Source organism: Marinicella litoralis (genome assembly GCF_002591915.1).
GTDB lineage: Bacteria > Pseudomonadota > Gammaproteobacteria > Xanthomonadales > Marinicellaceae > Marinicella > Marinicella litoralis.
This window is the reverse complement of sequence record NZ_NIHB01000002.1, coordinates 472,232-499,156: the sequence shown is the minus strand read 5'-3', so window position 1 is coordinate 499,156 and position 26,925 is coordinate 472,232. Positions and strand designations below refer to the sequence as shown.

Annotated in this window: 23 protein-coding genes; 18 read left to right on the top strand and 5 right to left on the bottom strand. The window is 42.7% G+C overall.

The features are described from left to right. The first annotated feature begins 104 nt into the window (after nt 1-104). Genes CCS90_RS08625 through CCS90_RS08590 form a run of 8 tightly spaced genes read left to right on the top strand, consistent with a single transcriptional unit; the run spans nt 105 to nt 9,055 of the window. Entirely contained in the window at nt 105-2,744 is a 2,640-nt protein-coding gene (locus CCS90_RS08625) for a FimV/HubP family polar landmark protein (protein ID WP_099019134.1), read from the top strand. 52 nt (nt 2,745-2,796) lie between these two features. Continuing rightward, nucleotides 2,797-3,564, top strand: coding sequence for a tRNA pseudouridine(38-40) synthase TruA (gene truA, locus CCS90_RS08620; RefSeq protein ID WP_099019456.1), 768 nt, complete (start codon nt 2,797-2,799; stop codon nt 3,562-3,564). Then, the gene (locus tag CCS90_RS08615) at nt 3,557-4,192 is read left to right on the top strand and encodes a phosphoribosylanthranilate isomerase (protein ID WP_162846772.1); all 636 of its coding nucleotides are present in this window, start codon (nt 3,557-3,559) and stop codon (nt 4,190-4,192) included. The genes truA and CCS90_RS08615 overlap by 8 nt, the downstream gene beginning before the upstream one ends. A 16-nt stretch (nt 4,193-4,208) precedes the next feature. After that, nucleotides 4,209-5,414, top strand: a complete 1,206-nt coding sequence (gene trpB, locus CCS90_RS08610; RefSeq protein WP_099019132.1) for a tryptophan synthase subunit beta — start codon at nt 4,209-4,211, stop codon at nt 5,412-5,414. Beyond that, complete coding sequence (gene trpA / locus CCS90_RS08605) at nt 5,411-6,208, top strand: tryptophan synthase subunit alpha (protein ID WP_099019131.1); 798 nt, start codon at nt 5,411-5,413, stop codon at nt 6,206-6,208. The genes trpB and trpA overlap by 4 nt, the downstream gene beginning before the upstream one ends. A 33-nt stretch (nt 6,209-6,241) precedes the next feature. Then, nucleotides 6,242-7,153, top strand: coding sequence for an acetyl-CoA carboxylase, carboxyltransferase subunit beta (gene accD, locus CCS90_RS08600; protein WP_099019130.1), 912 nt, complete (start codon nt 6,242-6,244; stop codon nt 7,151-7,153). Then, nucleotides 7,134-8,396, top strand: coding sequence for a bifunctional folylpolyglutamate synthase/dihydrofolate synthase (locus CCS90_RS08595; protein ID WP_099019129.1), 1,263 nt, complete (start codon nt 7,134-7,136; stop codon nt 8,394-8,396). The genes accD and CCS90_RS08595 overlap by 20 nt, the downstream gene beginning before the upstream one ends. 2 nt (nt 8,397-8,398) lie before the next feature. After that, nucleotides 8,399-9,055, top strand: coding sequence for a phosphoribosylanthranilate isomerase (locus tag CCS90_RS08590; protein WP_099019455.1), 657 nt, complete (start codon nt 8,399-8,401; stop codon nt 9,053-9,055). Between the two features lie 83 nt (nt 9,056-9,138). On the opposite strand, the gene CCS90_RS08585 is transcribed toward CCS90_RS08590, so the two are convergent. Both CCS90_RS08585 and ppsA read right to left on the bottom strand, forming a co-directional pair. After that, on the bottom strand, nt 9,139-12,564 hold the full coding sequence (locus CCS90_RS08585; protein ID WP_099019128.1) for a S8 family serine peptidase: 3,426 nt from the start codon (nt 12,562-12,564) through the stop codon (nt 9,139-9,141). 78 nt (nt 12,565-12,642) lie between these two features. Beyond that, nucleotides 12,643-15,000, bottom strand: a complete 2,358-nt coding sequence (ppsA, locus tag CCS90_RS08580) for a phosphoenolpyruvate synthase (protein ID WP_099019127.1) — start codon at nt 14,998-15,000, stop codon at nt 12,643-12,645. Between the two features lie 145 nt (nt 15,001-15,145). Between ppsA and ppsR the strand changes: the two genes are divergently transcribed. The 6 genes from ppsR to CCS90_RS08550 are packed head-to-tail and all read left to right on the top strand — an operon-like array spanning nt 15,146 to nt 21,919. Further along, nucleotides 15,146-15,967 (top strand): posphoenolpyruvate synthetase regulatory kinase/phosphorylase PpsR, encoded by an 822-nt coding sequence (ppsR, locus tag CCS90_RS08575; protein WP_099019126.1) that lies wholly within the window; start codon nt 15,146-15,148, stop codon nt 15,965-15,967. Next, on the top strand, nt 15,967-16,443 hold the full coding sequence (locus CCS90_RS08570; protein WP_099019125.1) for a DUF1249 domain-containing protein: 477 nt from the start codon (nt 15,967-15,969) through the stop codon (nt 16,441-16,443). The genes ppsR and CCS90_RS08570 overlap by 1 nt, the downstream gene beginning before the upstream one ends. Before the next feature lie 25 nt (nt 16,444-16,468). Continuing rightward, nucleotides 16,469-18,241 carry an FAD-dependent oxidoreductase gene (locus CCS90_RS08565; protein ID WP_099019124.1) on the top strand — a complete coding sequence of 591 codons (1,773 nt, stop codon included), beginning with the start codon at nt 16,469-16,471 and terminating at the stop codon, nt 18,239-18,241. Next, nucleotides 18,241-20,070 carry a 2-oxoacid:acceptor oxidoreductase subunit alpha gene (locus CCS90_RS08560; RefSeq protein ID WP_099019123.1) on the top strand — a complete coding sequence of 610 codons (1,830 nt, stop codon included), beginning with the start codon at nt 18,241-18,243 and terminating at the stop codon, nt 20,068-20,070. The genes CCS90_RS08565 and CCS90_RS08560 overlap by 1 nt, the downstream gene beginning before the upstream one ends. Nucleotide 20,071: 1 nt before the next feature. Then, nucleotides 20,072-21,124, top strand: a complete 1,053-nt coding sequence (locus tag CCS90_RS08555) for a 2-oxoacid:ferredoxin oxidoreductase subunit beta (protein WP_099019122.1) — start codon at nt 20,072-20,074, stop codon at nt 21,122-21,124. A gap of 3 nt (nt 21,125-21,127) precedes the next feature. Continuing rightward, nucleotides 21,128-21,919 carry an SAM-dependent methyltransferase gene (locus CCS90_RS08550; protein WP_099019121.1) on the top strand — a complete coding sequence of 264 codons (792 nt, stop codon included), beginning with the start codon at nt 21,128-21,130 and terminating at the stop codon, nt 21,917-21,919. Between the two features lie 12 nt (nt 21,920-21,931). Here the strand turns inward: CCS90_RS08550 and CCS90_RS08545 are convergent, their stop codons facing one another. From CCS90_RS08545 to ygfZ, 3 genes are all read right to left on the bottom strand, one after another. Next, on the bottom strand, nt 21,932-22,300 hold the full coding sequence (locus CCS90_RS08545; RefSeq protein WP_162846771.1) for a PilZ domain-containing protein: 369 nt from the start codon (nt 22,298-22,300) through the stop codon (nt 21,932-21,934). 88 nt (nt 22,301-22,388) lie between these two features. Continuing rightward, the gene (locus CCS90_RS08540) at nt 22,389-23,183 is read right to left on the bottom strand and encodes a phosphate/phosphite/phosphonate ABC transporter substrate-binding protein (protein WP_162846770.1); all 795 of its coding nucleotides are present in this window, start codon (nt 23,181-23,183) and stop codon (nt 22,389-22,391) included. Nucleotides 23,184-23,338: 155 nt separating this feature from the next. Beyond that, on the bottom strand, nt 23,339-24,049 hold the full coding sequence (ygfZ, locus tag CCS90_RS08535) for a CAF17-like 4Fe-4S cluster assembly/insertion protein YgfZ (protein WP_099019118.1): 711 nt from the start codon (nt 24,047-24,049) through the stop codon (nt 23,339-23,341). Nucleotides 24,050-24,184: 135 nt separating this feature from the next. Here ygfZ and CCS90_RS08530 point away from each other — a divergent pair, with 135 nt between their 5' ends. From CCS90_RS08530 to sdhA, 4 genes are read left to right on the top strand one after another with little or no spacing between them, the layout of a single operon-like run. Continuing rightward, nucleotides 24,185-24,355: a DUF1674 domain-containing protein gene (locus tag CCS90_RS08530; protein ID WP_099019117.1), complete on the top strand. Its 171-nt coding sequence runs from the start codon at nt 24,185-24,187 to the stop codon at nt 24,353-24,355. An 18-nt stretch (nt 24,356-24,373) separates the two neighbouring features. Next, on the top strand, nt 24,374-24,751 hold the full coding sequence (sdhC, locus tag CCS90_RS08525; protein ID WP_099019116.1) for a succinate dehydrogenase, cytochrome b556 subunit: 378 nt from the start codon (nt 24,374-24,376) through the stop codon (nt 24,749-24,751). A gap of 1 nt (nt 24,752) precedes the next feature. Next, a complete protein-coding gene (sdhD, locus tag CCS90_RS08520; protein WP_099019115.1) occupies nt 24,753-25,130 on the top strand; it encodes a succinate dehydrogenase, hydrophobic membrane anchor protein in 378 nt (125 codons plus the stop codon). Nucleotides 25,131-25,133: 3 nt separating this feature from the next. Next, nucleotides 25,134-26,921 (top strand): succinate dehydrogenase flavoprotein subunit, encoded by a 1,788-nt coding sequence (gene sdhA / locus CCS90_RS08515; protein WP_099019114.1) that lies wholly within the window; start codon nt 25,134-25,136, stop codon nt 26,919-26,921. The last annotated feature ends 4 nt before the right edge of the window (nt 26,922-26,925 follow it).

Sequence of the window (26,925 nt, the reverse complement as noted above, 5' to 3'; positions counted from 1 at the left end):
ACTTTTTTTACATAAATTCTTGGATTTTTATTGTAGAATTAGTTACCATCAATAACGATATCTTATTATCACTAACTTACTAACGTAAAAGCATTGGGTAAATTATGAAGCAAAAATTGATTTTATTGACCTTGGTTATTGGTTTAACCATAGTTTCGCAGTCTACATTGTCCTTAGGGATGGGGAATATTCAGGTTTATTCTGCGTTGGATGAGCAATTGCGTTCAACCATCGAGTTGATGACCAACCCTGATGAAGATTTGCAAAATTTAACCGTTAAGTTAGCAAGCAATGCGGATTATAAAAAAGTGGGATTAGACAGGTCTTTCGTACCAATTAACATCTTGGTCAATTTGGATGAAGACAACCCCAATATAGTGAACGTCACTTCAAATGGTCCAGTCAGTGAACCGATCATCAGTTTATTACTCGACGTCAATTGGAATAACGGACGTATTTTAAGAGAATTCACCATATTATTAGACCCACCAGTTTATGACGTACCCACAACCAATGTGCAGGTTAATAACGTGGTTGTTGAACAAATTCAAGCGATTGATGAAGCCAGTCCCCAAGCTGAAGTCGTCACTGAAGCGACTGATGTGGAGCCAGCAACTCAAACCACATTCACCAATGAAGATGTTGCACAGTATGAAAGACCAGATCCTGTTGTTGAGCCCGTTGCTGAACCCATTGCTGAAACTACAGTGGCATACCAACAAACCAATGACGATGTTTATGTGAATGCAGGTGATACATTGTGGAGCATTGCCAATAGAAATAAACTGGGAGGTTTGTCGACCAATCAAATGATGATGGCGATTTACAACAACAACTCTGGTTCATTTATTGATAACAACATCAACAAGTTGATCAAAGGCAGCCAGTTGAAAATGCCTTCATTGGATCAGGCAGAAGCCATCAGTTATGCAGAAGCTCTGGCACAAGTGGAGTCGCACCACCAATCTTGGGCACCTGAACAACAAAATTACAGCAGTTACCAAACAACAGAAGAAACTTATTCAGACAACACAGATACTTCTTCAGGGTTGGATTACGGTGTTCAATTATCAGGTGGTGACAGTGAAGGGTCTGACAGTGGACTAACCAATGCTGAAGTGGGCGACAGTGAAGTGGACCAGTTATCAGCTGAGGAGCAATACAATCAAGAGAGTGAAAGTGCAGACTTACAAGAAAGAATTTCAGAGCTCGAGGAGATCGTTGAACAACAGCAATCAGTCATAGAAGTGAGCGATGATGGTTTGGCGAACTTAGAAACTCAGCTGGCAGATGCCAGTGAAACTGCCTCCGATGAAACGGCAGAAATGTTGGATGATGTTTGGGATGAGACCACTGACAGTGTTGAGGAAGCCACTGACTCAATCAGTGATTTTTCAGTTGATTTAGGATCAATTGATACATCAGGTGAAACGGATGATACTTTGTCAGATGAATCATTGGTTGCAGATGACAATTCAATACCTGTTGATGAAATGGTTGAAGATGGCATGGCGGAAGATTCATCAGATGAATCAGCCTCACCCAATGAAACTGATGCCACTGAGACGGAAGAGAAAACTGCTGTCGCACCACCCAAATTCAGTGCAACCATCAAAGAAGAACCCTCAGTGGTTGACAAAACCATCAATTGGGTCATGGATAATTTGAAGTGGGTATTGATTGGTTTAGGTGCTTTGGTACTGCTATTGATTGTACCAAGATTCCTGAGAAGTGATGGTGAAGAAGCAGATGAAACGAGCTTCTTGGATGACATCAAACAGAGAAAAGCAGAAGCTGATCAAGATGATGTAGAGTCATATGAATCTGTTGATACCAAAGTCAATCAGCCACTGGAAGATACAGACGAGTTTGTAGACTCAGATGATGAAGAAGACGTTTTGGCAGAGTTAGACAAGTCAATCACCTTTGATGAGGGTGAAGATGCAGACATTGAAGATAAGCTTTTTGAAACAGATGAGTTGACATCAACTGATGGCGATGATTTCGATTTGGATGGCTTCTTGAATGAAGGTGATAATGACACATCAATCACTGCTGATCATTCTGAAACCATGGCTGCTGCAGGATTTACTGATGACTTGGAAGATGATATTGAGAAAACTGAAGAAGTTGAACTGGCTTCGGACGATGCGTTTGAAGAGGTATCATTCGATGATTTAGGGATGGATTTGGACGATGTGGTTGAAGCCGTTGATGAGGCTGAGAAGTCAGCAGAAGAATCGATAGAAGATGCCGTCGATGACATTGAGAATACTTTTGATTTAGATGATGAATTGGCAGACCTTGATTTAGATGATGAGGACGCTGATGAAGACAAAGCAGCCAGTGACGAAGTAAGCTCAGACGAAGAAGAATTCAGTTTCGATGAAGATTTCGATTTTGATCTTGATGATGAATCAGAAGATGATGAAACAGAATCTGCTGTTGCAGATGAGATTGAAGATAAAGAAGATTCAAGTGATGAATTCGACGATTTATTAGACTTGTCTGATGAGACAGACAGTTTTGACACTGCAACAGGTGATGAGATGGATGAAGAAATTGATTTGGGATTAGAGGGATTGATGGATGACGCAGATGCCATTGATACCAAGCTTGATTTGGCCAAAGCTTATCTAGAAATGGGCGATGTTGAAGGTGCTAAAAACTTGCTTGATGAAGTGGTAGCTGAAGGTTCAGATGCACAAATCGATGAAGCCAAGAAAATCATTGATGATATGTAAATCATCTGTGCTTTAAACTATAATGAGCCGAATTTCTGATTCGGCTTTTTTTATGCGTCTAGCTTGCGGTATTGAATATGATGGAGAACCTTTTTATGGTTTTCAAATTCAAGCACAAGAACCCACAGTTCAGTCGTGTTTAGAAGCAGCCATTGGCAAAGTGGCTGATCATAAAGTCAGGGTTGCTTGTTCAGGTAGAACCGATACCGGTGTCAGTGCCAAGCATCAGGTCATTCATTTCGATACCACTTCAGAAAGAACCCCATGGCAATGGATGATGGGAATAAATACAGCTTCTCATGAAGGCATATCGGTGTTGTGGGTCAAACCAGTCAGTGATGATTTTCATGCCAGGTTTTCTGCTGTCAGCCGCAGCTATGAATACTGCATCATCAACCGCAGAGTCAGACCTGCCATTAATCGCCATCATTTGACGTGGATTTCACAACCATTGAATCACAATTTGATGCATGATGCATTGCAACTGTTGGTAGGTACTCATGATTTCAATGCCCTGCGTTCCAGCCATTGTCAATCGCATGTGTCTGTTAAAACAATCCATCATGCTGCAGTGACCCGATCTGGCAACATCATAAAGTTATCCGTGACGGCCAATGGTTTTTTACATCACATGATTCGCAACATTGTTGGTACTTTAATACCCATAGGTTCTGGTTTGAAACCGGTGTCTTGGATGGCTGAAGTGTTGGCAAGTAAAGACAGGAAACAAGCTGGGATTACGGCGCCACCCAATGGATTGTCATTCACCCATGTGACTTATCCTGAACATTTTGAAATACCTGGTAATGACAATGACTAAGATTAAATATTGTGGACTAACAACGGAAGATGATGTCAAACATGCCATTGAAGCTGGCGTTGATGCGGTTGGGTTTGTTTTTGTGCCAAGCAGTCCACGAAGGGTGTCAGTTGAAGTGGCTACAAATTTGATTTCAATGGCCAAAGCGTCAGGCCTTACAACTGTGGCTTTGTTTGCCAATCAAGATGCAGATAAAGTTAATCTCACTATTGGACAAACCAAAGCCGATGTTTTACAGTTTCACGGTGAAGAAAGTGCCGAATATTGCGAACAATTTATGCTGCCTTATTGGAAAGCCATACCTATGTTATCTAATGCTTCATATACTGAATACATGGCAAGTCATCCCAACGCCGCTGCTTATTTATTGGATGCCTTTGACACCCAACAATCAGGGGGGTCCGGCAAATCATTCAATTGGTTTGAATTCCCCATAGACTTAAAACAAAAAATGATCTTGGCCGGCGGTCTGAACGAACAAAATATTGCCGCTGCTTTGGCAGCAACTGGCAGTCAATATGTTGATACCAGCAGTGGCATTGAATCTAGTCCTGGCGTAAAATCTAAGGCGAAAATGTTGTCTTTTGCCAATACCATCAGTGCCATTGACCACAACAATAAAAATTAAATAACCCATAAAGAATATGACTATAAAATACTCAGAATACCCAGATGCCAAAGGACATTTTGGACAGTTTGGCGGCATTTTTGCCAGTGAAACCTTGATGCATTGTTTGGAAGAGCTGAACCAAGCTTACAGCCGTTTAAAAACCGATGAATCATTCTTGGCACGATTCAATAAAGACCTGGCTGATTATGTGGGTCGGCCATCACCTTTGTATTTAGCAGAAAGGTTAACCAAGCAATGTGACGGGGCCAGTATTTGGCTGAAACGTGAAGATTTGAATCACACCGGTGCGCACAAAATTAATAACACCGTAGGACAAATATTATTGGCCAAAGCGATGGGCAAAAAGCGCATCATTGCAGAAACTGGTGCAGGTCAGCATGGCGTGGCCACTGCCACAGTGGCAGCAAGAATGGGGCTGGAGTGTGTGGTTTATATGGGCGAAGTTGACATTGCACGCCAAGCCATCAATGTTTACAGAATGAAATTAATGGGCGCAGAAGTTCGCAGTGTAGACTCTGGTTCTAAAACGCTGAAGGACGCTTTGAATGAAGCCATGAGGGATTGGGTGACAAATGTGGATGACACTTTTTATATCATTGGCACTGTGGCAGGACCAGACCCATACCCACAAATGGTCAGAGACTTTAATTCTGTGATTGGTAAAGAAGCCAAAAAACAATTTGCAGAAAAAGTTGGCGGTTTGCCAGATGCATTGGTGGCTTGTGTCGGTGGTGGCTCAAATGCAATGGGCTTGTTCCATCCATTTTTAGATGATCATGATGTGGCCTTGTACGGAGTAGAAGCGGGAGGCCATGGGGTTGATTCGGGCGAACACGCTGCATCGATCACTGCGGGTAAGGTGGGCGTTCTACATGGCAACAGAACTTATGTTATGTCGAATGATCAAGGACAGATCATTGAAACACATTCCATTTCGGCAGGACTTGATTATCCAGGTGTGGGACCAGAACATGCATTTCTGAATGAATCTGGTCGTGCGCATTATGTCACCATCAATGACGATGAAGCCTTGAGTGCCTTTCACAGTTTAACTCGTGTAGAAGGCATATTACCTGCGTTAGAAAGCGCTCATGCCATTGCATACGCCATGAAATTAGCCAGTAAAATGAGTAAAGCACAAAACATCATTGTTAATTTATCAGGTAGGGGCGATAAAGACGTACATACCATTGCTGCCATTGAAGGAGTGACCGTATGAGTTTACTTAAAACCATGTTTGAAACACTGGGTACAAAAAAAGCATTGATACCATTCATTACAGCAGGACATCCGAAGCCTGATTTGACTGTGGACATCATGCATGAATTGGTCAATGCTGGTGCTGATGTGATTGAATTAGGTATGCCATTTTCAGATCCAATGGCGGATGGGCCTGTGATCCAGCTGGCTTCTGAAAAAGCCATATCACAAGGCGTTGGCATTGATCATGTGATTGAAATGGTAAAACAATTTCGTTCCACCAATCAACACACTCCAGTCGTTTTAATGGGTTATTTAAACCCCATAGAATGCAAAGGCAACAAAGTGTTTGTAGAGCAAGCTAAAATGGCTGGGGTCGATGCTTTGTTGTTGGTGGATAGCCCGCCGGAAGAATCGGCTGATTTATTGGAAAACTTGAAAAGCCATGACATGGAACAAATCTTTTTGGTGGCACCCACCACCACAGATGCCAGAAAACAGATGATTTGTCAGCATGCCTCAGGATTTATTTATTATGTGGCTTTGAAAGGTGTGACTGGGTCAGCTGATTTAGATTGTCACTCAGTTGATGCCGATGTCCAAAGTATTCAACAATTGACAGACTTGCCTGTTGCTGTTGGCTTTGGGGTGAAAGACGCCGCATCCGCCGTGTCAGTGGCGTCAAAGGCCGATGCAGTGGTTATTGGTAGTGCCTTGGTCAGCCTGTTGGATGGGTGTACCGACTTGGCATCTGCAAGTAATGCCATCCGTCAATTTATCAAACCTATCAGAACGGCGTTAGATTCGTTATAATTGTAGGTCTTTTCGAAAATATGTGGAGTTCACATGAGCTGGTTTCAAAAAATCATGTCATCAAGGATTCGTACCGAAGGTGGCAACAAGAAAAAAAACATACCTGAAGGCTTGTGGGGTAAATGTAAAGAATGTGAAGCTGTTTTATATCAGCCTGAAACATTAAAACATGGCAAAGTATGTCCTAAATGTGGGCACCATGAGTCTTTATCTGGAAGAGAGCGCATCGAATACTTTCTTGATGAAGCACCCATGGAAGAAATTGGTGGCGAAGTTAAACCAGAAGATCCATTAAAATTCAAAGACAGTAAAAAGTACAAAGATCGACTGGTAGCCACGCAGAAAAGCACCGGTGAAAACGATGCCTTGATTGCAGTAAAAGGAAAATTGAAAGGCAGAGATGTGGTGGTGACTGCATTTGATTTTAAATTCATGGCAGGTTCTATGGGATCCGTAGTGGGTGAAAAATTTGTCCGGGCAGTCCATTTGGCGCTGGAACAACAATTACCACTGATTAATTTTTCTGCTTCTGGTGGTGCTCGCATGCAAGAGTCTTTGTTTTCATTGATGCAAATGTCCAAGACATCTGCTGCACTGAGACGCATGAAACTGGCTGGTTTACCTTATATTTCGGTGTTAACTAACCCAACAACGGGTGGTGTTTCAGCTTCATTGGCCATGTTAGGAGATGTTAACATTGCTGAGCCCAATGCACTGATTTGTTTTGCTGGACCTCGTGTGATTGAACAAACGGTAAGAGAAACTTTACCTGAAGGGTTTCAGCGCAGTGAATTTTTGTTAGAAAAAGGGGCCATTGACATGATTGTGTCGAGACATGACCTGAGTGACAAAATATTTCAATTATTGGATTTGTTGAAACCGGTTAATGGACAACTGATTGAGCCAGATGAAGTGATTGTCGCTGATGACCATCCAAAATCTTGAACAAAAATCATTATTGAATCAAAGACTGAACGAGCTCAATCAATACAAAATTGATTTGGGCTTGGATCGGTTGAAACTTGTTTTACAACGTCTAAAGCTTTCTGACATCAATCAAACAATCATTACTGTTGGCGGGACCAATGGAAAAGGATCAACCGTTGCTGCTTTGAGTTCCTTACTCAAGACCCAATCGAAAAAGCTGGGTGTTTTCACATCTCCACATATATTTAATTTCAACGAAAGAATTCACGTCAATGGCAAGGAGGCCAGCGATAAAGAAATATTGAAAGCATTTGATCTGATTGACGAAGTGAAACAAAACATCAACTTGTCATATTTTGAATATGCTTTTTTAGCCGCTTTATTGATATTCGTCGAAAATGATGTGGATGTCATCATCCTTGAAGTAGGCCTTGGTGGTCGATTAGATGCCACCAATGCCGTGGATGCCGATGTGGCTGTCATCACCACGGTGGATATTGACCATATTGAATGGTTGGGTGATGACATTGAAAAAATTGGCAAGGAAAAAGCAGGCATCATGCGATCGCAAAAACCCATTGTTTTTGGTGACAGCAATGCGCCAAAATCAATCATCGCCCATGCTCAGAATGTAGCTGCCAAATTGATCCAATACAATTTGGACTATCAGGTCTCTAATGATGACAATCAATTTACTTTCAATTACGGAGCACATCAGTTTATTGATTTAAACAGTCCTGCCCTGAAAGGTGACTGGCAACTTAATAATTTTTCAACTGCCCTGACGGCTTTATTGGAACTTGGGTATGCTTTCAAATCCTCTGAAGTACAACACAGCATAGACCATTGGAACGTCAAGGGTCGATTACAAACCATCCAAACCTCACCTTTGGTGTTGGCTGATGTGGCGCATAACAAACAAGCCATCAGTCATTTGGTTGATTGGCTTCGTGCCAACCCATGTTCTGGTAAAACCAGAGCGGTTTTTTCGGTGTTGGGGGACAAACAACTAGACAGCTGGTTGGGCTTGTTGAACGATGTCGTGGATCATTGGTTTGTGTTTCAGTTACTCAGTGAAAGAGGCATTGAACTCAATTCATTAAAATCAGCGTTGGCTGACCATGTTAAATTATTTTCAGTATTTGAGTCTGCTGAAATGTCTTATCAGGCAGCATTGAAATGTTCTTTGCCAGAAGATCGAGTCATTGTATTTGGTTCATTTCACGTGCTAGAAGAAGTCTTTTGGCAGCAAAAAATTTAACCATGAAAATTAAAATATGTTGTATTTCATCGCTGGCTGAGGCGCAAATGGCCGTTGATGCTGGTGCCGATATATTGGGTTTGGTGGGTCATATGCCGAGTGGGCCGGGTATTATCTCAGATGGATTGGCCGCAGAAATAGCTGCTTGGGTTCCTGAATCAATGGAAACTTTCTTATTGACCAGTGAAACCACGGTTGCCGGAATCCTGGCTCATCATCGCCGGGTCAACAGTACGGCCTTGCAACTGGTTGATGAACTGATTGATGGTCACCTTTCAGACATCAAAGCGGCCTTGCCAGAGGTTAAGTTGGTTCAGGTAATTCATGTCATCAATCAATATTCTGTACAACAAGCACAACAAGTGGCTCAATATGTGGATGCATTGTTACTGGACAGTGGTAATCCGAATGCAGTCATAAAGGAATTAGGTGGTACGGGTCGAGTACACAATTGGCAATTGAGCAAGGACATCGTTGATTCAGTTGATCTACCTGTTTATTTGGCAGGTGGTTTAAACCATTCGAATGTCAGTAAAGCAGTCGCCCAAGTCAAACCCCACGGCTTGGATTTATGCAGCAGTGTCAGAACCCATCATGCATTGGATGTAGAAAAATTATCGGAGTTTATCAACCAAGTCAAATCCATGACCGTTAATTAAATCAGTATTCTGTAGGTTCTGTGCATAAAAAAACCGGTATTTTAATACCGGTTTTAATTTCCCTTTTAATTAACTAATTAAGGTTAAAGGCCTTCAAACCCATCAGCAAAAATCAAATCAACAAATGCCGAACATACGTTTGGAATGTTGACATTTGAATAATTGATTTCATCAATATAAAACCCTTCAAATTCAGATCCTGGGTCTGTAGATTGGCTCCACCTGATTTGCACTGTTTCACCATGATAGGCACTCAGGTCATGTGAGACAGCATTGAATGAACCGCCTGTTGATCCATTGAATGCACCATGGCTGGCTGGGTACCCACAAATATTGATGGGTGGACTACCGGTTTGACTGAAGTCACCTGGATAACCACCAACAGGAGGTAAGTCGCTCCAATTATTTCCACCGTCGGTTGAAATTTCAACCACCACCCCATCCCAGTCTGCTTCTATATTGTATCGTGCTTGGTAGCTGAGTTGGGCATTGCTGCCAGGAGCCACAGGAATGCTGATGACAGGAGAATGCATCCTGGCACAAGTATTGGCGGTGTAATTGGTGGTTCCCTCCAAAGCTGAACGGTAGCTTAGTGCGCCATTACTGGAAGCATCGTTGGATATGGACCAAGGACTGGTTAAATTCATCAGCAGAGGTACGTCAGCTGCTCCATTGTCTGTTAAGGTGCCTTCAGTGCCAGATGTGGTGCCAATCGGAGACGTGGCAATTTCTGGCGAAGCGCTAGATTCATTGCCGTTGTTGACGGCTGAAACACGGTAAAAATAATTGGCTCCAGTGCTGACTGTGTAGTCAGTATAGCTGGCTATATTAGGATCAGTGCTGGTTAATAAATTACCGGGCCCTGGAATGAAATTATGATTACTTGAACGGTAAATGTTGTAACTGACCGCTGAGTTCGCTGGACAATTTGAAGTGGCTGGGTCCCAAACCAGATTAACTTGACAGGTGTTATTGAATGCAGCACTGGTGGTGGCAGAAAGGGCATTAAAGGCTGGAGCCAGTAGACATTGTTGGGCAGAAGTGACATCAGTACAATTGGTTAAAGCACTTTGGTCATCGCTGTTGAATGCCCTGACATGATAGGCGTATTCATAGCCACCTGTGGTGGTGTCATCGGTAAATGAATTGGTTGAAGATTGTCCAATATAACGCATGACACCTGGCTCGAAACTTGCGCAACTGCCATCAGAACGGTATACCTCATAGTTAGTGGCATTGGTCGCGGCATTCCAATTCAGGTCAATTCCATTTAAGCCATCAGCCACAGCAGTTAGGTTGTTTGGATTTCCAATATTTGACGGCGAATTACTGCCCAAATCTCCAGAAACCACCAATGCATAACCTTGTATGTCTGAACCAACGCTGCCATCACCAGGGATGCTGGGAGCTGATACATCAATTTGGTAGCTTCCGGTCACAGGTGCTGTAAAACGAATTTGTTCGACCGTATTAATATTGTCAGCACTTCCCCCCGTAGTGGAAACCCCCAAAAGATCAAATTGATTGCCTAAATAAGCGCCGCCAGGTGTGGTGACTGTGAGGTTCAGGTTGTTAACCAAAGTTACACCTGATCCAGTGGGGCCAGGAACATCGTACCAAACCAGTGTTGCTCTGAATTCTTCACCGGCAAGAACATCCACATCAAATGTAGTGCTTTCTCCAGTGCTTAATCCATTGTCATGGGTAACGTCCCAAAATTTAATGTTTCGATTGCTGCCAGTGAAAGGTAAGGTGTTTTCCAACCAAGGTCTGCCCCATCCTGCATCTTTAGAATCAAATCCCACATCGGTATTGGTGCCATTCAGAATCATGGCTTTCATCAAAGGCCCACTGGGTGTCAAACTGTCATTGGCATTGGCAGACCCGGTGGGGTAGAAGCCATCCGTGAAATATTGACGCAACAATGCCAAAGTGCCGGCGGTGATTGGTGTAGCCATTGAGGTACCACTGGTACTTCTTCTGGATGGTGAGTCGACAACGTTGCTGTTGTTGCTGTCACCTGCAGCTGATTGTATCGATGTACCTGTGGCAGAAATGTCTGGTTTTAATCTGCCATCATCAGTTAACCCTCGGTTGGAAAAACCGGCTACAAGGGAACTGTTGCCATGGTTTAAAGCGCCAACAGTTAAAACGCTTTTTGCATTTCCTGGTGAGCTGGTGGTGTTATCGAAACCATCGTCATTACCTGCTGCAAACACAATGATCATATCATTTAATTCTCGCAGGGAACGATCTACATTGTGGTCGGAACTGACATATTCTCCGAATGTGCTGGCTCCATAGCTGTTGCTGTGAATCTTGGCGCCCGCAGCATTGGCTTGTTCCCACATGGGAGATGAACCTACGCCTGTAAGTCCTGATGGGCTACCGATGTCTTGGAATAAAATTTGTGCATTGGGTGCCATGCCATCGTCGTTGTCATAGCCTGAATTCAGCGGTGATGAAATCGACGGGGTCTCACCATTACAAGACCCTATACAACTGCCTCTATCGCCTGCAACTGAACCAGAAACATGGGTGCCGTGGTAGGTTCCACTGTCATAGGGTTCTGCACCAGGCATGACCCAATAAGCAATGACTTTATTATCAGGGCTCAATGGGCCCATCGCAGGCGGGTTGGTGTCAGCGAAATTTGTTATGGCTGTCACCACGCCAGAACCGTTGTTGTGATGAACGAACCAATCCTCATTTCGATCCAAACCAGAGTCAGCAACCCCAACTATTTGACCAGTACCGAAAATACCTTGATCAAAAATAGGGCGGTTGGTGGTTGTACTGCTGGTGGCTTGAACCGCAGCAACGGCTTCATTGTTAGCAAACTTTTCAGCAACGTACCTGTTAATCCATTGCACCGGTTCTAATGCAGCCAGTTGATTTAACTTTTCATCTAAATCGCTGGCACTCAATTGAATGGCAATCCTGTTATCACCTTGATGGATGTTTGATTGAATGAATTCAGCAGTGGGGACATATTTTTTGATCAGTGCCTTTATTTGATCCGTAGGATAATCACGGAATGTTTTGACGACTATATCGAAAGAAGTTAGGGCAGAACGGTTGGCTTGCCACAAGTTAGGCGAAATTTTATAACTGCTCATGAAGTCACCATACCAGCGTATGTTGTTGTTTTGACTCAGCAGCGTTTTGTCTTGGTCTTTCCAGTTAACCAGATAAGCGTTGTTACTCATTGACTGGAGCACTTTAAAACCGTTTTTATTCAACCATTCAAAATTGGCATGACCTGGTTGGAATTGGACCAAACCATAATGTTGAGAAGGCAGTGCAGCAATTCCAGATTGTTGAAAATCCAAAGATTCGGTCAGGGGATCAAAAACCCCGACTGACAAGATCAATTGATTGCCGTTGATGGCTTGCTTAATTTGTTCAGTGCTTGGTTGGTGTTGTTGAATGATATTGGGCTCAGCATACGTGGCTGAAAAGGAACTCAACAAAATGGCACTGGCCAGTGGTTTCAATTTAAATTTCACAATTACCTCTTTTTAATGATTATGTAAGATTGACCAACAGCTTAATTAATAAACTGATAGGTCAAAAAAAATTCGTTTTTATTCAGTACCCGCCAGTTTAAGCCAAGTTTCCACCACCGTGTCAGGGTTGAGCGAGACACTTTCTATGCCTTGGTCCAACAACCATTGGGCAAGATCAGGGTGGTCTGAAGGGCCTTGGCCACAGATGCCAATGTATTTGCCTCTCCGTTTACAGGCGCTGATGGCCATCGACAACATTTTCTTGACTGCTGGGTCACGTTCATCGAATAAATGAGCGATGAGGCCGGAGTCTCGGTCTAAACCAAGGGTTAACTGGGTCATGTCGTTGGAGCCAATTGAGAAACCATCAAAAATATCGAGGAATTCATCAGCCATCAATGCATTGGAGGGCAATTCGCACATCATGATGATTTTTAAGCCGTTCTCACCCTGTTTTAAACCGTTTTTAGCCATCAAGTCAATAACCCCCTGACCTTCAGCCAAAGTCCTGACAAATGGCACCATGGCCCAGACATTGGTTAATCCCATGTCATCGCGGATAAATTTCAAGGCTTCACATTCCATTTCAAAGCAATCGACAAAAGATTCATCTAAATAGCGGGAAGCACCGCGGAAACCCAACATGGGGTTTTCTTCTGTGGGTTCGTATTGCTTGCCTCCGATGAGGTTGGCGTATTCATTGGATTTAAAGTCTGATAATCTGACTATCACCGGTTGTGGGTTGAATGCGGCAGCCAAGGTTGATATGCCTTCAGCCAGACGTTTAACAAAATAGTCTCTGGGTGAGGCGTAGGCCGCAATCATGGGGTCGGTTATCTGCTTTACGGAATCTGGTTGTTGGTCGTAATTGAGCAATACTTTTGGATGGATGCCGATCATGCGATTGATGATGAATTCCAATCGAGCCAGACCAATACCGAAGTGAGGCAGGTTTTGAAAATCAAATGCACGATCAGGATTACCAACATTCATCATGATTTTCAGGGGTGCTTCTGGCATGTTTTGTAGGTCAGTGGTGTGGATGTCAAAACCCAATTCTTTTTCATAGACAAAACCAGTGTCTCCTTCACAGCAAGACACTGTGACAGCTGTGTTGTTGGGTATTTTTTGCGTGGCATCGCCACAACCGACAATGGCTGGAATGCCCAATTCACGCGCGATGATGGCCGCATGGCACGTCCGACCACCGCGGTTGGTTACAATCGCAGCCGCTTTTTTCATGATGGGTTCCCAATCAGGATCAGTCATGTCGGTAACCAAAACATCGCCGGCGTTGATTTCATCCATTTGAGCAATACTTTTTATTACTTTGGCTGTCCCTTGACCTACTTTTTGACCAATGCTGCGACCTTCACAAATGATGGTGCCTTGGCTTTTCAATGCATAGCGTTCAATTTTTTGCCCTGAATGTTCTCTTGATTTAACCGTTTCTGGTCTGGCTTGAACTATATATAGTCCACCAGTTATTCCGTCCTTGGCCCATTCAATGTCCATTGGTCGGCCGTAATGTTGTTCAATAATGATGGCTTGCTGGGCCAATTGTTGGACTTCATCGTCATTGATCGAGAATTGTTGGCTGCGGCTGGCTTCGATATTTTTGGTTTGTACCCCGCTTTCAGAATAGGTCATTTCGATCGATTTAGAACCCAAGTTTCTTCTCAATACAGCTGGTTTGTTGTTTTTTATGGCTGGTTTATACACATAAAATTCATCTGGGTTGACCGCACCTTGAACCACCATTTCTCCTAATCCGTAAGAAGAAGTAATGAACACCACATCATTGAACCCTGATTCTGTATCCATGGTAAACATCACGCCACTAGACGCGATGTCAGACCGCACCATCTGTTGTACCCCAACGGACAAATAAACGTCGTCATGTTCGAAATTATGGTGGACACGGTATGAAATGGCTCGATCATTGTATAAAGAGGCAAAAACTTCGTGGGCTTTGCTCAGTATTTCATCGGCACCATTGACGTTGAGAAAAGTTTCTTGCTGGCCGGCGAATGATGCGTCAGGTAAATCTTCTGCTGTGGCAGAAGAGCGGACAGCGACAGAAAAGTCATTGCCTAATTCAGACTTCATTTCCTCATAGGCTTGTCTGATGGCTTGTTCCAAGGGGGCTTGGAAAGGTGTGGCCAGAATCCAATTTCTGATTTGTTCACCGGCTTGACGCAAATCATCTATATTGTCTGTGTCTAAATTTTTGAGTTTGTCACTGATTCTTTGATTTAAACCTGATATTTGTAAAAACTCTTTGAAAGCGTCCGCCGTGGTGGCAAACCCTCCGGGCACCTTGACACCCATGGCGTTTAGGTTGGTAATCATTTCGCCCAAAGAGGCATTTTTTCCGCCCACTTGATCTAAATGACTCATATTAAGTTGGTCAAGCTTAATGATGTATTCAGGCATTACTTTCTCAGACATAAATTTCCTTGGGATTCACAAAAGTGTTATATTCTATCTGTTCATGCCCTTGGCATAAACAGTCTGTAGGATTTAATTACATATTTTATATGAAAAACTGGGGAGGAATAATAACGATGGAGTCAATTCAATGGCTGAAATAAAAAATTGCGCCATTTTTTATGTTTCAGATGGTACTGCCATCACTGCAGAAACAGTTGGAAGGAGCTTAATCACTCAATTTACAGGCATCAATTTTATTGAAAAAAGGTTGGCCTTCATCAATAACGTCGAAACGGCACAAGCCGCTGCCGACCTGATTAAAAATACACCTTCAGATTACCAGCGATTGGTGATAAATACGGTGGTCGATATTGAACTGCGCAAAATCATACATTCAGCAGGTGGGTTAAAGTTGGATCCATTCAATCGTTTGCTCAGACGCATTGAAAAAAATCTTGGGGTTAAGAGTGATCCGGGAGTGGGTCGTACCCATGGCATGTTAGACAGCACCTCCTACAATGCCCGCATCGAAGCCACTAATTTTGCTTTGTCACATGATGACGGGGTTAATCTGAATTTACAAAAAGCCGATTTGATTTTATTGGGTGTTTCAAGGTCCGGTAAAACCCCGACTTGTTTATATTTGGCTTTGCATTATGGCTTGAAAGCTGCCAATTACCCGATCACAGACGAAGATCTGGAGCGAATGAAATTGCCGGATGATGTGATGATGCATAAACAAAAATTGTTTGGCTTAACCATTGATCCGTTCAGGTTGTCACAAATCAGAAGTGAGCGCCGTCCCAATTCTAGGTATGCGGCATTAAAAAAGTGTCAGATGGAAGTCAGCGATGCTGAAGTGATTTATCACCGCAACCAAATTCCTTTTTTGAACACAACACTTACCTCAATCGAGGAAATTTCAGGTAAGATAATGATAGCTTTGGATTTAAATAAAAGATTGTATTAATGATTTTGACCGAACAGTATTTATCCCACAGACAATATGTGCGCAAGCACAATATCAGCTTAATGCAATTGCATGAATTCAATCATCGTTTGCTCGAAGCTTTGCTGCCCATTGAAAACCAGCAAGCACAGATCCATCATTCCGCATTAAACAGCACCCCATTGTTACAAGTCAAATACCGGGAACGCTTCAAGTTCACCACAGAAATCGCCATGTGTATGATTTTTGATGATGCCGTTTCCGATGCACTGGTGATTCGAATTTACCACGATGCCCAATTGGCCGAATTGGTCTATTCCAACGAATTTGAAAAACAATTCAGAGAAATGGGTGGGCGAGTGGATGCTAAAAATCAAGCGAGTTTAAGATACAGTCAAAACTGCTTTTTAAATAAATGGCTGATTTATTTATTGGAGAAAGGTTATTGTCAAACTGAATGGCAGGCCATTTCAGAGTCATCCGTGACTCAGCGTTAATAATTTTAGATATGAGAAATGTACCATGAAACCAACCGATATTTCTGATCCGGAGTATTTTCATAAAGTGGTTGATTGTCAATATGCTTGCCCAGCGCACACCCCTGTACCTGAATACATTCGATTGATTGCCGCTGGAAGGTTTAATGATGCCTACATGATTAACTGGCAATCCAATGTGTTTCCAGGGGTGCTAGGCAGAACTTGTGATCGTCCCTGCGAACCAGCTTGTCGGCGTGGCAGGGTAGAAGAAGAACCAGTGGCTATTTGTCGATTGAAAAGGGTGGCTGCGGATAACAAAACTGACATCAGCGATCGATTGCCTCAAATTCCTTCGAAGAAGAATGGTAAAAAAATAGCCTTGATTGGTGCCGGGCCGGCTTCGCTCACAGTGGCCAGGGACTTGATGCCGCTGGGTTATGAGGTAGACTTGTATGATGATCAAAAGAAAGGTGGTGGTTTCATGCGCAGTCAAATCCCTTCTTTTAGGTTGCCAGAGACGGTTTTAGATGAAGAGGTTAATTACATTTTAGACATGGGCGTGATGACCCACTTTAACCAAGAAGTGACCAGCATGAAGGCTATGTTAGACAAAGGTTATGATGCCATTTTTGTCGGTACTGGTGCGCCACGAGGCCGGGACTTACCCAAATTGGCAGGGCGCCAAGAAGGCGATGACAACATACATATTGGCATTGATTGGTTGGCCAGTGTGGCATTTGAGCACATTGAAAAAATTGGTGAAAAAGTATTGGTTTTGGGTGGCGGTAACACCGCGATGGATTGCTGTCGCACAGCCATTCGTCTGGGCGGTAAAGATGTCAGGGTGGTGGTACGCAGTCCCAAATCAGACATGAAAGCATCACCTTGGGAAATTGAAGATGCACAACATGAGGATATTCCCATGTATGAAAATCACAACCCCAAGGCATTTGTGACTGAAAACGGGAAACTCACAGGCATGTTGTTTGAGTTGGTGGAAGCTGTTTTTGATGAAGAGGGTAAGCGCAGTTTGGTACCAACCGGTGAGGAAGTACTGATGCCATGTGATGATGTGTTGATGGCTATTGGACAACTGAATTCGTTTCCCTGGATTGAGCGCGACATAGGTATAGATTTCAATGACTGGGAAATGCCAAAAGTGGATAAAGTCACCTTTCAAACTTCCCAGCCTCATGTCTTTGTTGGTGGCGATGCCGCCTGGGGACCTGAAAATGTGATTACTGCAGTGGCGCATGGCCACCAGGCCGCCATTTCAATTCACAAATATTGTGAAGGTGAAGACACCACCGTTAGACCAGCACCAGATTTCACTTTAATCAGCCAGAAAATGGGCTTTCATGATTGGTTGTATGATGCCCATATTTCTGATGAAGATCGCAACATTGTGGCTTTGGTAGATAAAGACAAAGCCATATCTGATCGCAAGCTCGAGGTGGAAAAAGGCTTTGACTTGACACAAGGCTATGAAGAAGCCATGCGCTGTCTAAATTGCGATGTTCAAACAGTGTTCGAAACTGATCGCTGTATAGAATGTGATGCTTGCGAAGACATATGTCCTGTTGACTGCATCAACTTTTTAGACAATGAAGAAGAAGATGTCTTGCGTGACAGTTTGAAAATCAAGGCCACCAATGAAACCCAGGATTTGTATGTTTCTAGTGAACTAAAAACCAAACGAGTCATGGTTAAAGATGAGAATGTATGTCTGCATTGTGGGCTTTGTGCTGAACGATGTCCGACAGGCGCATGGGACATGCAAAAGTTCCTTTTACATGAAGCAACGGCAGGTAAGTGATGAAAAAAATATCTTCTATCAATGATTTTGTGATTCGATTTGCCAATGTGAATGGGTCGGGTTCTGCATCAGCTAATAATTTATTCAGTAAAGCGGTTTTCAGATTGGGGGTGCCAGTTTCGTCCAAAAATGTTTTTCCATCAAATATCCAAGGTCTGCCCACTTGGTTTGAAGTTCGAATCAATGAGCATGGTTATTTAGGTCGTCGTGGTGGTTATGATTTTATTGTCGCTGACAATGGCCAAACCATGTATAAAGATTATCAGGAATTGTTGCCCGGTGGTTATTTTTTTTACGACTCATCAAAGCGACTACCAGATTCCTTTAATCGTCAGGACGTGGTACCCATTGGCATTCCTCTGACTGAAATTTGTAATGCGAATTATACCGATCCAAGACAAAGGCAGATATTCAAGAACATCATTTACGTAGGTGCCCTGGCTTACTTATTTGAAATGGACTTCAGTGTTTTTGAACAATCGATAAAATCCTTATTTGCCAAAAAAGCCAAATTAATTGAACCCAACATAAAAGCTTTGATGCTTGGTTTTAGTTATGCAGAAGAACATCACAATGCAGTGTGTGAATTGAATATTCATCGGCGTGACTTGAATGGTGAACAAATTTTAATGGAAGGCAATGCTGCAGCTGGTTTGGGTGCTGTGTTTGCCGGTGCAACAGTCGCTGGCTGGTATCCAATCACCCCGTCAACTTCAGTGATTGAAGCATTTGAAAAGTATTGTAAAGCTTATCGAGTGGATCAGCACACTGGAAAAAATAAATTTGCCATTGTTCAAGCCGAAGATGAGTTGGCGGCCATAGGCATAGTGATAGGGGCCAGTTGGAATGGTGCGAGGGCATTTACCGCCACTTCAGGACCAGGAATTTCTTTGATGAGCGAGTTTTTGGGATTGGCCTATTTTTCGGAAATTCCGGTGATGTTGATGGATATACAACGAACGGGTCCGTCGACCGGCATGCCCACCCGCACACAACAATCGGATTTAATCGCGGCTGCCTATGCTTCACATGGTGACACCAAAAATGTTTTGTTGTTTCCAGCCAATCCCAAAGAGTGTTTTGACATGACAGTCAAAGGGTTTGATTTGGCAGAAAGGTTACAAACACCGGTCATTTTAATGAGTGATTTGGATTTGGGAATGAATGTACACCAGTGTGATCCCATTGAATGGGATGATCAGCAGGTTTATGACCGAGGCAAAGTATTGAACGAAAAACAATTGAATGAATTGCCAGAGAAATGGGGGCGTTATTTAGACGTAGATGGCGATGGGATTCCCTATCGGACCATTCCCGGAACCCATCCAGAAAAAGGGGCTTATTTTACCCGAGGTTCATCTCATGATGAATATGCGGCCTACACCGAGGATGGAGAAGTTTATGCCAGGGGCATGCAGCGATTATTGCTTAAGTGGGACACGGCTAAAAAAACAGTACCTGCGGCTGAGATTTCTGGGTATACGTGTCAGGTGGGGGTGATTTTTTATGGCACCAGTGATTATTCGTCAAAAGAAGCCTTGGCAATTTTAAGGGACAAGCAAACCATTGATTCAATGAGAATCAAAGCCTTTCCATTTGGTGAAGAAGTGAATACATTTGTGGAAAAGCATGATGTTATATTTGTGATTGAACAAAACAGAGACGCCCAGATGAAAACTTTATTGGTTAACGAGTTGGCTATCAACCCTCAAAAAATGATTGAGGTGTTAAATATTGATGGCATGCCAATTACCGCAGAATATTTAGTGACTGAGATTCAAAAGCACTTGGATCAATTGATGATAAGCAACATCCATCAGGAGGCCTGAAATGACTTTTATAAGACCTAACTTTAGACATCCAGAAAACCACACCAATGAGGTGGGGTATTCCATCAAAAATTATGAAGGTGCATTGTCGACCTTATGTGCGGGTTGTGGGCATGATTCCATCAGCGCTGCCATTATTAAGTCATGCTTTGATTTGAATTTGGAGCCGCACAAAATTGCCAAAATATCAGGCATTGGCTGTTCTTCAAAAACCCCCACATACTTTTTAGGTAAGGCACACGGTTTTAATTCTGTGCATGGACGCATGCCATCGGTGACCACTGGTGCCAATATGGCCAATCGAGATCTGTTGTACATTGGGGTGTCGGGAGATGGTGATACGGCTTCCATAGGCATGGGGCAATTTGCTCATGTGGTGAGGCGAAATCTTAATATGGTCTATATAGTCATGAACAATGGTTGTTATGGTTTAACCAAGGGCCAAGATTCTGCTACTGCTGATAAAGGATCGGCCAGTAAAAAAGGAGTTCCCAGTGTATTTGATTCAATAGATTTGTGTCAGATGGCCTTACAATTAGGCGCTGGTATGGTGGCCAGAAGTTTTTCCGGTGATAAGCACCAACTAATTCCTTTGATCAAAGCCGCCATAAAACACCCAGGATTTGCTTTTATTGATGTGGTTTCACCTTGTGTGACCTTCAATAACACCCCTTCGTCAACCAAGGGGTATGAATGGGTCAGAGATCATTTAGAGGCCTCAGGCACCATTGATTTTGTGCCCAGTAAATCAGAAATTAAAATTGATTATCCTGAAGGCAGTTCCAGAAAAGTAACCGTCCATGATGGCAGTGAATTACACCTGCAAAAGAATGCTGCTGATTATGATTTAAGCAGCAGAAAGGAAGCCATGAATCGCATCGAAACGGTCAAAGAGCAGCACAAAATACTGACTGGTTTAATTTATCATGATGAGTCTGAAGCAGACACCCACGGTCGCATAAATTCTGTGAATGCACCTTTGAACAGCTTGTCGCAGGCTGAACTGTGTCCTGGTTCTGCTGTTTTGGCTGCATTGAATGAATCATTGAGGTGATTTTTGGATAAACATTACCTGTACCAAAATGCCGTTCAGTGCGTTGAAGCAGAAATAGATTTTGTTGAATCAACCTTTGAACAATTAAAGGGAAGGCCAGCCAGAAGTCTGCGTGAAGATTTTTGTGGTACAGCCCAAACCGCTTGTGAATGGATTGGCAGGCACCCTGATAATTGGGCTTGGGCGGTTGATTTTGATCCCTTGGTTTTACAGTGGGGCAATGACCATAATTTATCAATGCTGGAAAACCACCAAAAAAATCGCATTCAGTTGCTGAATGAAGATGTTTTAAAGGTGGGAACAACCAAGATGGGTGGGCAATCGATGGATGCCATCTTGGCAATGAATTTCAGTTATTTCATTTTTATGGAAAGGGCTTTGATGATCAACTACTTTCAATCCGTTCTCACATCCCTGAAAAATGATGGTGTCTTTTTCCTGGATGCTTTTGGCGGCTATGAGGCGGCCAAAGAAATCAAGGAAGAGCGTGAGTGTGATGGTTATACATATATTTGGGAACAAGCCAGTTTCAATCCAATCAATTCTCAAATGCAATGTTATATTCATTTTGTCACGGATGAGGGGATTAAAATGGACCAAGCTTTCGATTATTACTGGCGACTGTGGACTTTGCCAGAAATTACCGAGATGTTATTAACAGCCGGATTTTCAACAGCCGAAGTCTATTGGGAAGGAACCGATGAAGCAACGGGTGAGGGAGACGGCATTTATACCCAATCCAAAATCGGTACAGCGGATGCCAGTTGGGTTTGCTACATTGTGGCGGAAAAGTAATGAGGAAGCGTTTTACTCTGACAAGGTTTTGATGTCTTCTCTGAGGCTTTCTTTTTCTTTGATGTTAAGTTCAATGGTGCGCTTTAAACTGGCAAAGCTGTCCATGTCAATTTGGGTCCACTCCACACCAAATGTTTCACCATTGGTATGAACCACTTGAATATTCATAATAATGGCAGGAGAGTTTTCGACAGGAATACTTAAGCGCAAAAGGTCACCGTTTTTCACGGTATGTTCTGTGGGGCAACTCAACAAGGCGCCTTTTAACGAGAGGTCATGTATTTGTGATACCCAGCTTTCCATACCAGTATATAAAGTGACGTCTTTCATCAGGGGTATGCGGGTAAATCGTCTGCGCTCAGAAGTGGAGTTATTTTTCATAAAGCGAATTGTATTTGATTTTTTCATTGGCGCGAACAATACTTATCAATTATTTATTTTATCAATATTAAAATTACTAAACTGTGACTCAGTACATTAATTTAGTTAGTATTTCGGCCAAGTCTTTATAATTTTCAGGATTGACTTCTACAAAGCCATCGGAATTCAGTTCTGCCAAAATATCATAAGATTCGTCATCTTCACCAATACTTAAGATGGCATTTTTAAAAGACTCTTTTAGTTGGGGACTGACATTGGGCGAGGCTAAAAACGTTAAGCCTGGGTACTTTTTGCTTTCTTTAAGCCTGGCAAAATTGGGATACAATTCAGACAAAGAACTTGGAATGATGGCGGCATCTGCCGATTGTGCAAAGACTTGTTCAATCACGTCTTCCCATGACAGTGCGGTGACAATTTTTTGTGGTTGTAAAAATAAGTCAGTAAACCATTCATCAAAAAGTACCGAACCCATGTTGGGATTGGGCAGAGTAACCACTCGATTTCCAACCAAAAACTCATCTATGCTTTGGCCAGCGGCGGGTTCATAATTTGAGATTAAATGATAGGAGACATCTTCTTGAACTCGAGCCAAAGGTTGGTAGTTTTTTTCTTGCATCCTGAATGCGGCCACATGAGATGCATCTAAGGTGAAATCAGGTTGGTTGTTTCGTGCTGATCGCCAGTAAAAATAGTAATTGTCGGCGCTTTCAATTTCAACGGTTAAGCCCGTCTTTTTTTCTAGCCAGTTTTTCAAAGGTTCGTACACAAACTCAGCCTGATCTTTGGGGTAGGTCGCTTCTACGGCTAAAGTGATGGTTTGGCTGAATGCGTTTGAAAATTGCAGCATTGCAAAGCACAGAAAAATAAGTTTTAAAATTTTCATCGAATGTCCCACCATTAATGTTTAACTACAGTTATTCTTTATAATACCATGATATTAATCAATTTTAAATATATTCAGATTAAGCCAATTTCCAGTTTTAATTGGATTTTACATTGATGCCAACCCAAATTTTGGTTCAACCTCAATCAACAGATTCAGCTTGATTTTATAATGGCTTGGGCATGCCATTTTGCATCCCAATGAAATATGGGCGAACAAAATTCCACTTCTTGGTCTAATTCTTCGATGAATGCTTTGTCACCTGCTTGGTAAGTCAGTTCGTTATTTGTTTGAATCAGCGTCATTCTTTTTTTAACTTTACCTATATAGTGGAGTCTGGCAATGATCTCCTGACCTGGGTAACAACCTTTCTCAAAATCAATGATTTTACTTTTATCAAGGTTCATATGTTGTGGGATGAAAAGTTCTGTTGTTTTATCGGTTATCCAAGGCAGGCCGCTTGCAAAAATAAATCGCCAAAACAAATCGGTATTGTTTGTGATGAATGCCGTATCGGCAACAACGAGGCTCAATGATGATAAGGTTGTATTTTCAGTAAAGTCGTGTTGCATTTGGATTGAATCATTTGTTTTGTTGATGTTTAAATCCATTCTGAATTTTCGCATTGTCACATAGTGATAAAAATTGTCACTCAAATCTGAATTTACAGCAATTTTGACACCGTTTTCATCTGGAAAGAGCAACAATGTAAAAATGATGCGGCCTTTGGGGTTGCATATGGCTGAATAGCTGACTTTGCTGTTTTGATTGAATTCAGAGATCAGTTGGTTTTTTAAAAACACTTCCGTGTCAGCACCATTGACTTCAAATACGGAAAGGTTGTTGAAAACGGGTTCATTTGACATGTGATTGAATCTTTTATTAGGTAAGGTTCAATGATATAATTTGAGCTTGTTAAATGCCAGTTGAATAATAATGAATTGGTTGAATGAATTGACAGCAGCTGAATACATTTTAACCCAATTAAAAATGCATACCCTATGAAAACTGATCAAGCAAATAAACAACAAGAGTTGGTGACTGAAACCAACACACAACCCACAAAATCTCATTCAAACGAAAAGGCCAAAGAATATGGTGGCCGCAAAGATGGCTTAGACCCTACACGCTATGGCGATTGGGAAAAAAATGGCCGTTGTATTGATTTTTAGACAAATTACGGAGCACACATGAGCAGTACAAATCGACCCCTCTCTCCACATTTACAAGTCTATAAGCCTCAGTTGACATCAATGATGTCGATTGCTCATAGGTTGACTGGCATGGTTTTGGCCTTTGGTTTAGTTGTGTTCACTTACTGGCTGTATCGAGTGACCACACAGCCAATCATTGCCGATCAAGTATCGGCATTTTTCTCCTCTGGATTGGGCGTTGTTATGCTTTATGCTTGGGTGTTCACTTTTAATTACCATTTATGTAATGGCATTCGGCATTTATTTTGGGATGCGGGCAAAGGGTATTCAATCCCTGCGGTTTATAAATCTGGCGTGGTGGTTATCATCATGGCTGTGATTTTTACAGCCGCTGTTTTTTTCTTGGGGAAATAACATGAGTTATCAATCAGATGTAGCAAAGGTGAAAGGTTTGGGTTCTGCCAAACATGGATTCAGTCATTGGTGGATGCAACGCATGACCGCAGTTTTATTGGTTCCGACTGGACTTTTTGTTTTGATCAGTTTATTGCGTTTAGATGCATTGAGTGCTCAATCTATGGTGGTTTGGATGCAAAACCCCATTCATTCAATTGTGTTGCTGTTATTCACTTTGACTGCCAGTTATCATGGTGCATTGGGCCTTCAAGTGGTGGTTGAAGATTATGTCAGCAGTCATACTTGGCAACTCATACTTCAATATATTATTAAGCTCAGCATGATATTACTCATGATGGTCAATACATATGCTGTCTCATCAGTTCTATTTGGATAAATAATGACTAAAAAATATAAAATAACAGAACATAAATTTGATGCCATAGTGGTTGGTGCAGGCGGTGCTGGATTACGTGCGACCATGGGTTTGGCGACCAAAGGCCTGTCTACGGCATGCATCACCAAAGTATTTCCAACACGTTCACACACCGTGGCAGCACAAGGCGGCATGTCAGCTTCACTGGGAAACATGGGTGAAGATGATTGGCGTTGGCATATGTATGACACCATCAAGGGGTCAGATTGGTTGGGTGACCAAGACGCCATTGAGTACATGTGTCGTGAAGCGGTTCCTTCGGTGGTTGAATTAGAGCATTATGGGGTGCCGTTCTCTCGAACGGAAGAAGGTAAAATTTACCAACGACCATTTGGCGGCATGACCACCAATTATGGTGAAGGGACAGCCCAGCGTACTTGTGCCGCTGCTGACCGCACAGGCCATGCCATTTTACATACCTTGTATCAACAGTCTTTGAAACACGATGCCTCATTCTTTATTGAGTACTTCGCTATAGACTTGGTGATGGAAGAGGGCGAATGTAAAGGTGTGTTAGCTTGGAATCTGGCTGATGGCAGTTTGCATTTGTTCCGAGGTCATGCGGTGATTCTGGCCACTGGTGGGTACGGCAGGGCATATTTTTCATGTACTTCAGCTCATACTTGTACGGGTGATGGCAACGCGATGGTGTTGCGAGCAGGTTTGCCACTACAAGACATGGAGTTTGTACAATTCCATCCCACGGGTATCTATGGCGCAGGCTGTTTAATTACTGAAGGCGTGCGTGGTGAAGGTGGATTCTTAACCAATTCCAAAGGTGAACGTTTTATGGAGCGTTATGCACCGAACGCCAAAGATTTGGCTTCCCGCGATGTGGTTTCACGATCTATGACAATAGAAATTCGTGAGGGCAGGGGTGTTGGCAGTGAAAACGACCATATATATCTCAACTTACAACATTTGGGTGCTGATGTGATTAATAAACGACTGCCCGGCATTGCAGAATCTGCAGAAATTTTCGCCGGTGTAGATGTGGCCAAAGAACCCATTCCGGTGCTACCAACGGTGCATTATAATATGGGCGGCATCCCGACCAATTACCACGGAGAAGTGGTTAATAAAGTGGGTGATGATCCTGACAAAGTGGTACCCGGCTTGTTTGCCATAGGTGAAGCGGCATGCGTTTCAGTCCACGGGGCCAACCGACTGGGTTCAAACTCATTGTTGGATTTGATCGTCTTTGGTAGGGCTGTGGCCGATCGATGTGCCGAAGTCATACAACCAGGAACCAAGCACAAAGAGTTGACTGAAGGTGCCTTGGATAAATCCTTAGACAATTTAGATAAAACTCGCCATGCACAAGGCGACATCAAAACCGCTGATTTGCGTTTAGAAATGCAAAAAATCATGCAAAACAATGCCGCTGTGTTCAGAACCGGCGAAGTGCTGGAAGAGGGTTGTGAAAAGATTACAGCCACTGCGGCCAAAATTGGTAACGTCAATGTAACAGATACTTCCATGGTGTGGAACACAGATTTGGTAGAAACCCTGGAGTTACAAAACCTGATGATACAAGCCAAAGTCACCATGTTTTCGGCTGAAAATCGCAAAGAATCCAGAGGAGCACACGCCCGTGAAGATTATCCAGAGCGTGATGACGATCAGTGGATGAAACATACCTTGGCCTATATAGATGACAATGGTGATGTGAGTTTTGAATACCGCCCGGTACATATGTATACCTTGACCGATGAATGTGAAGTTATTCCACCCAAACCAAGGGTTTATTGAGAAT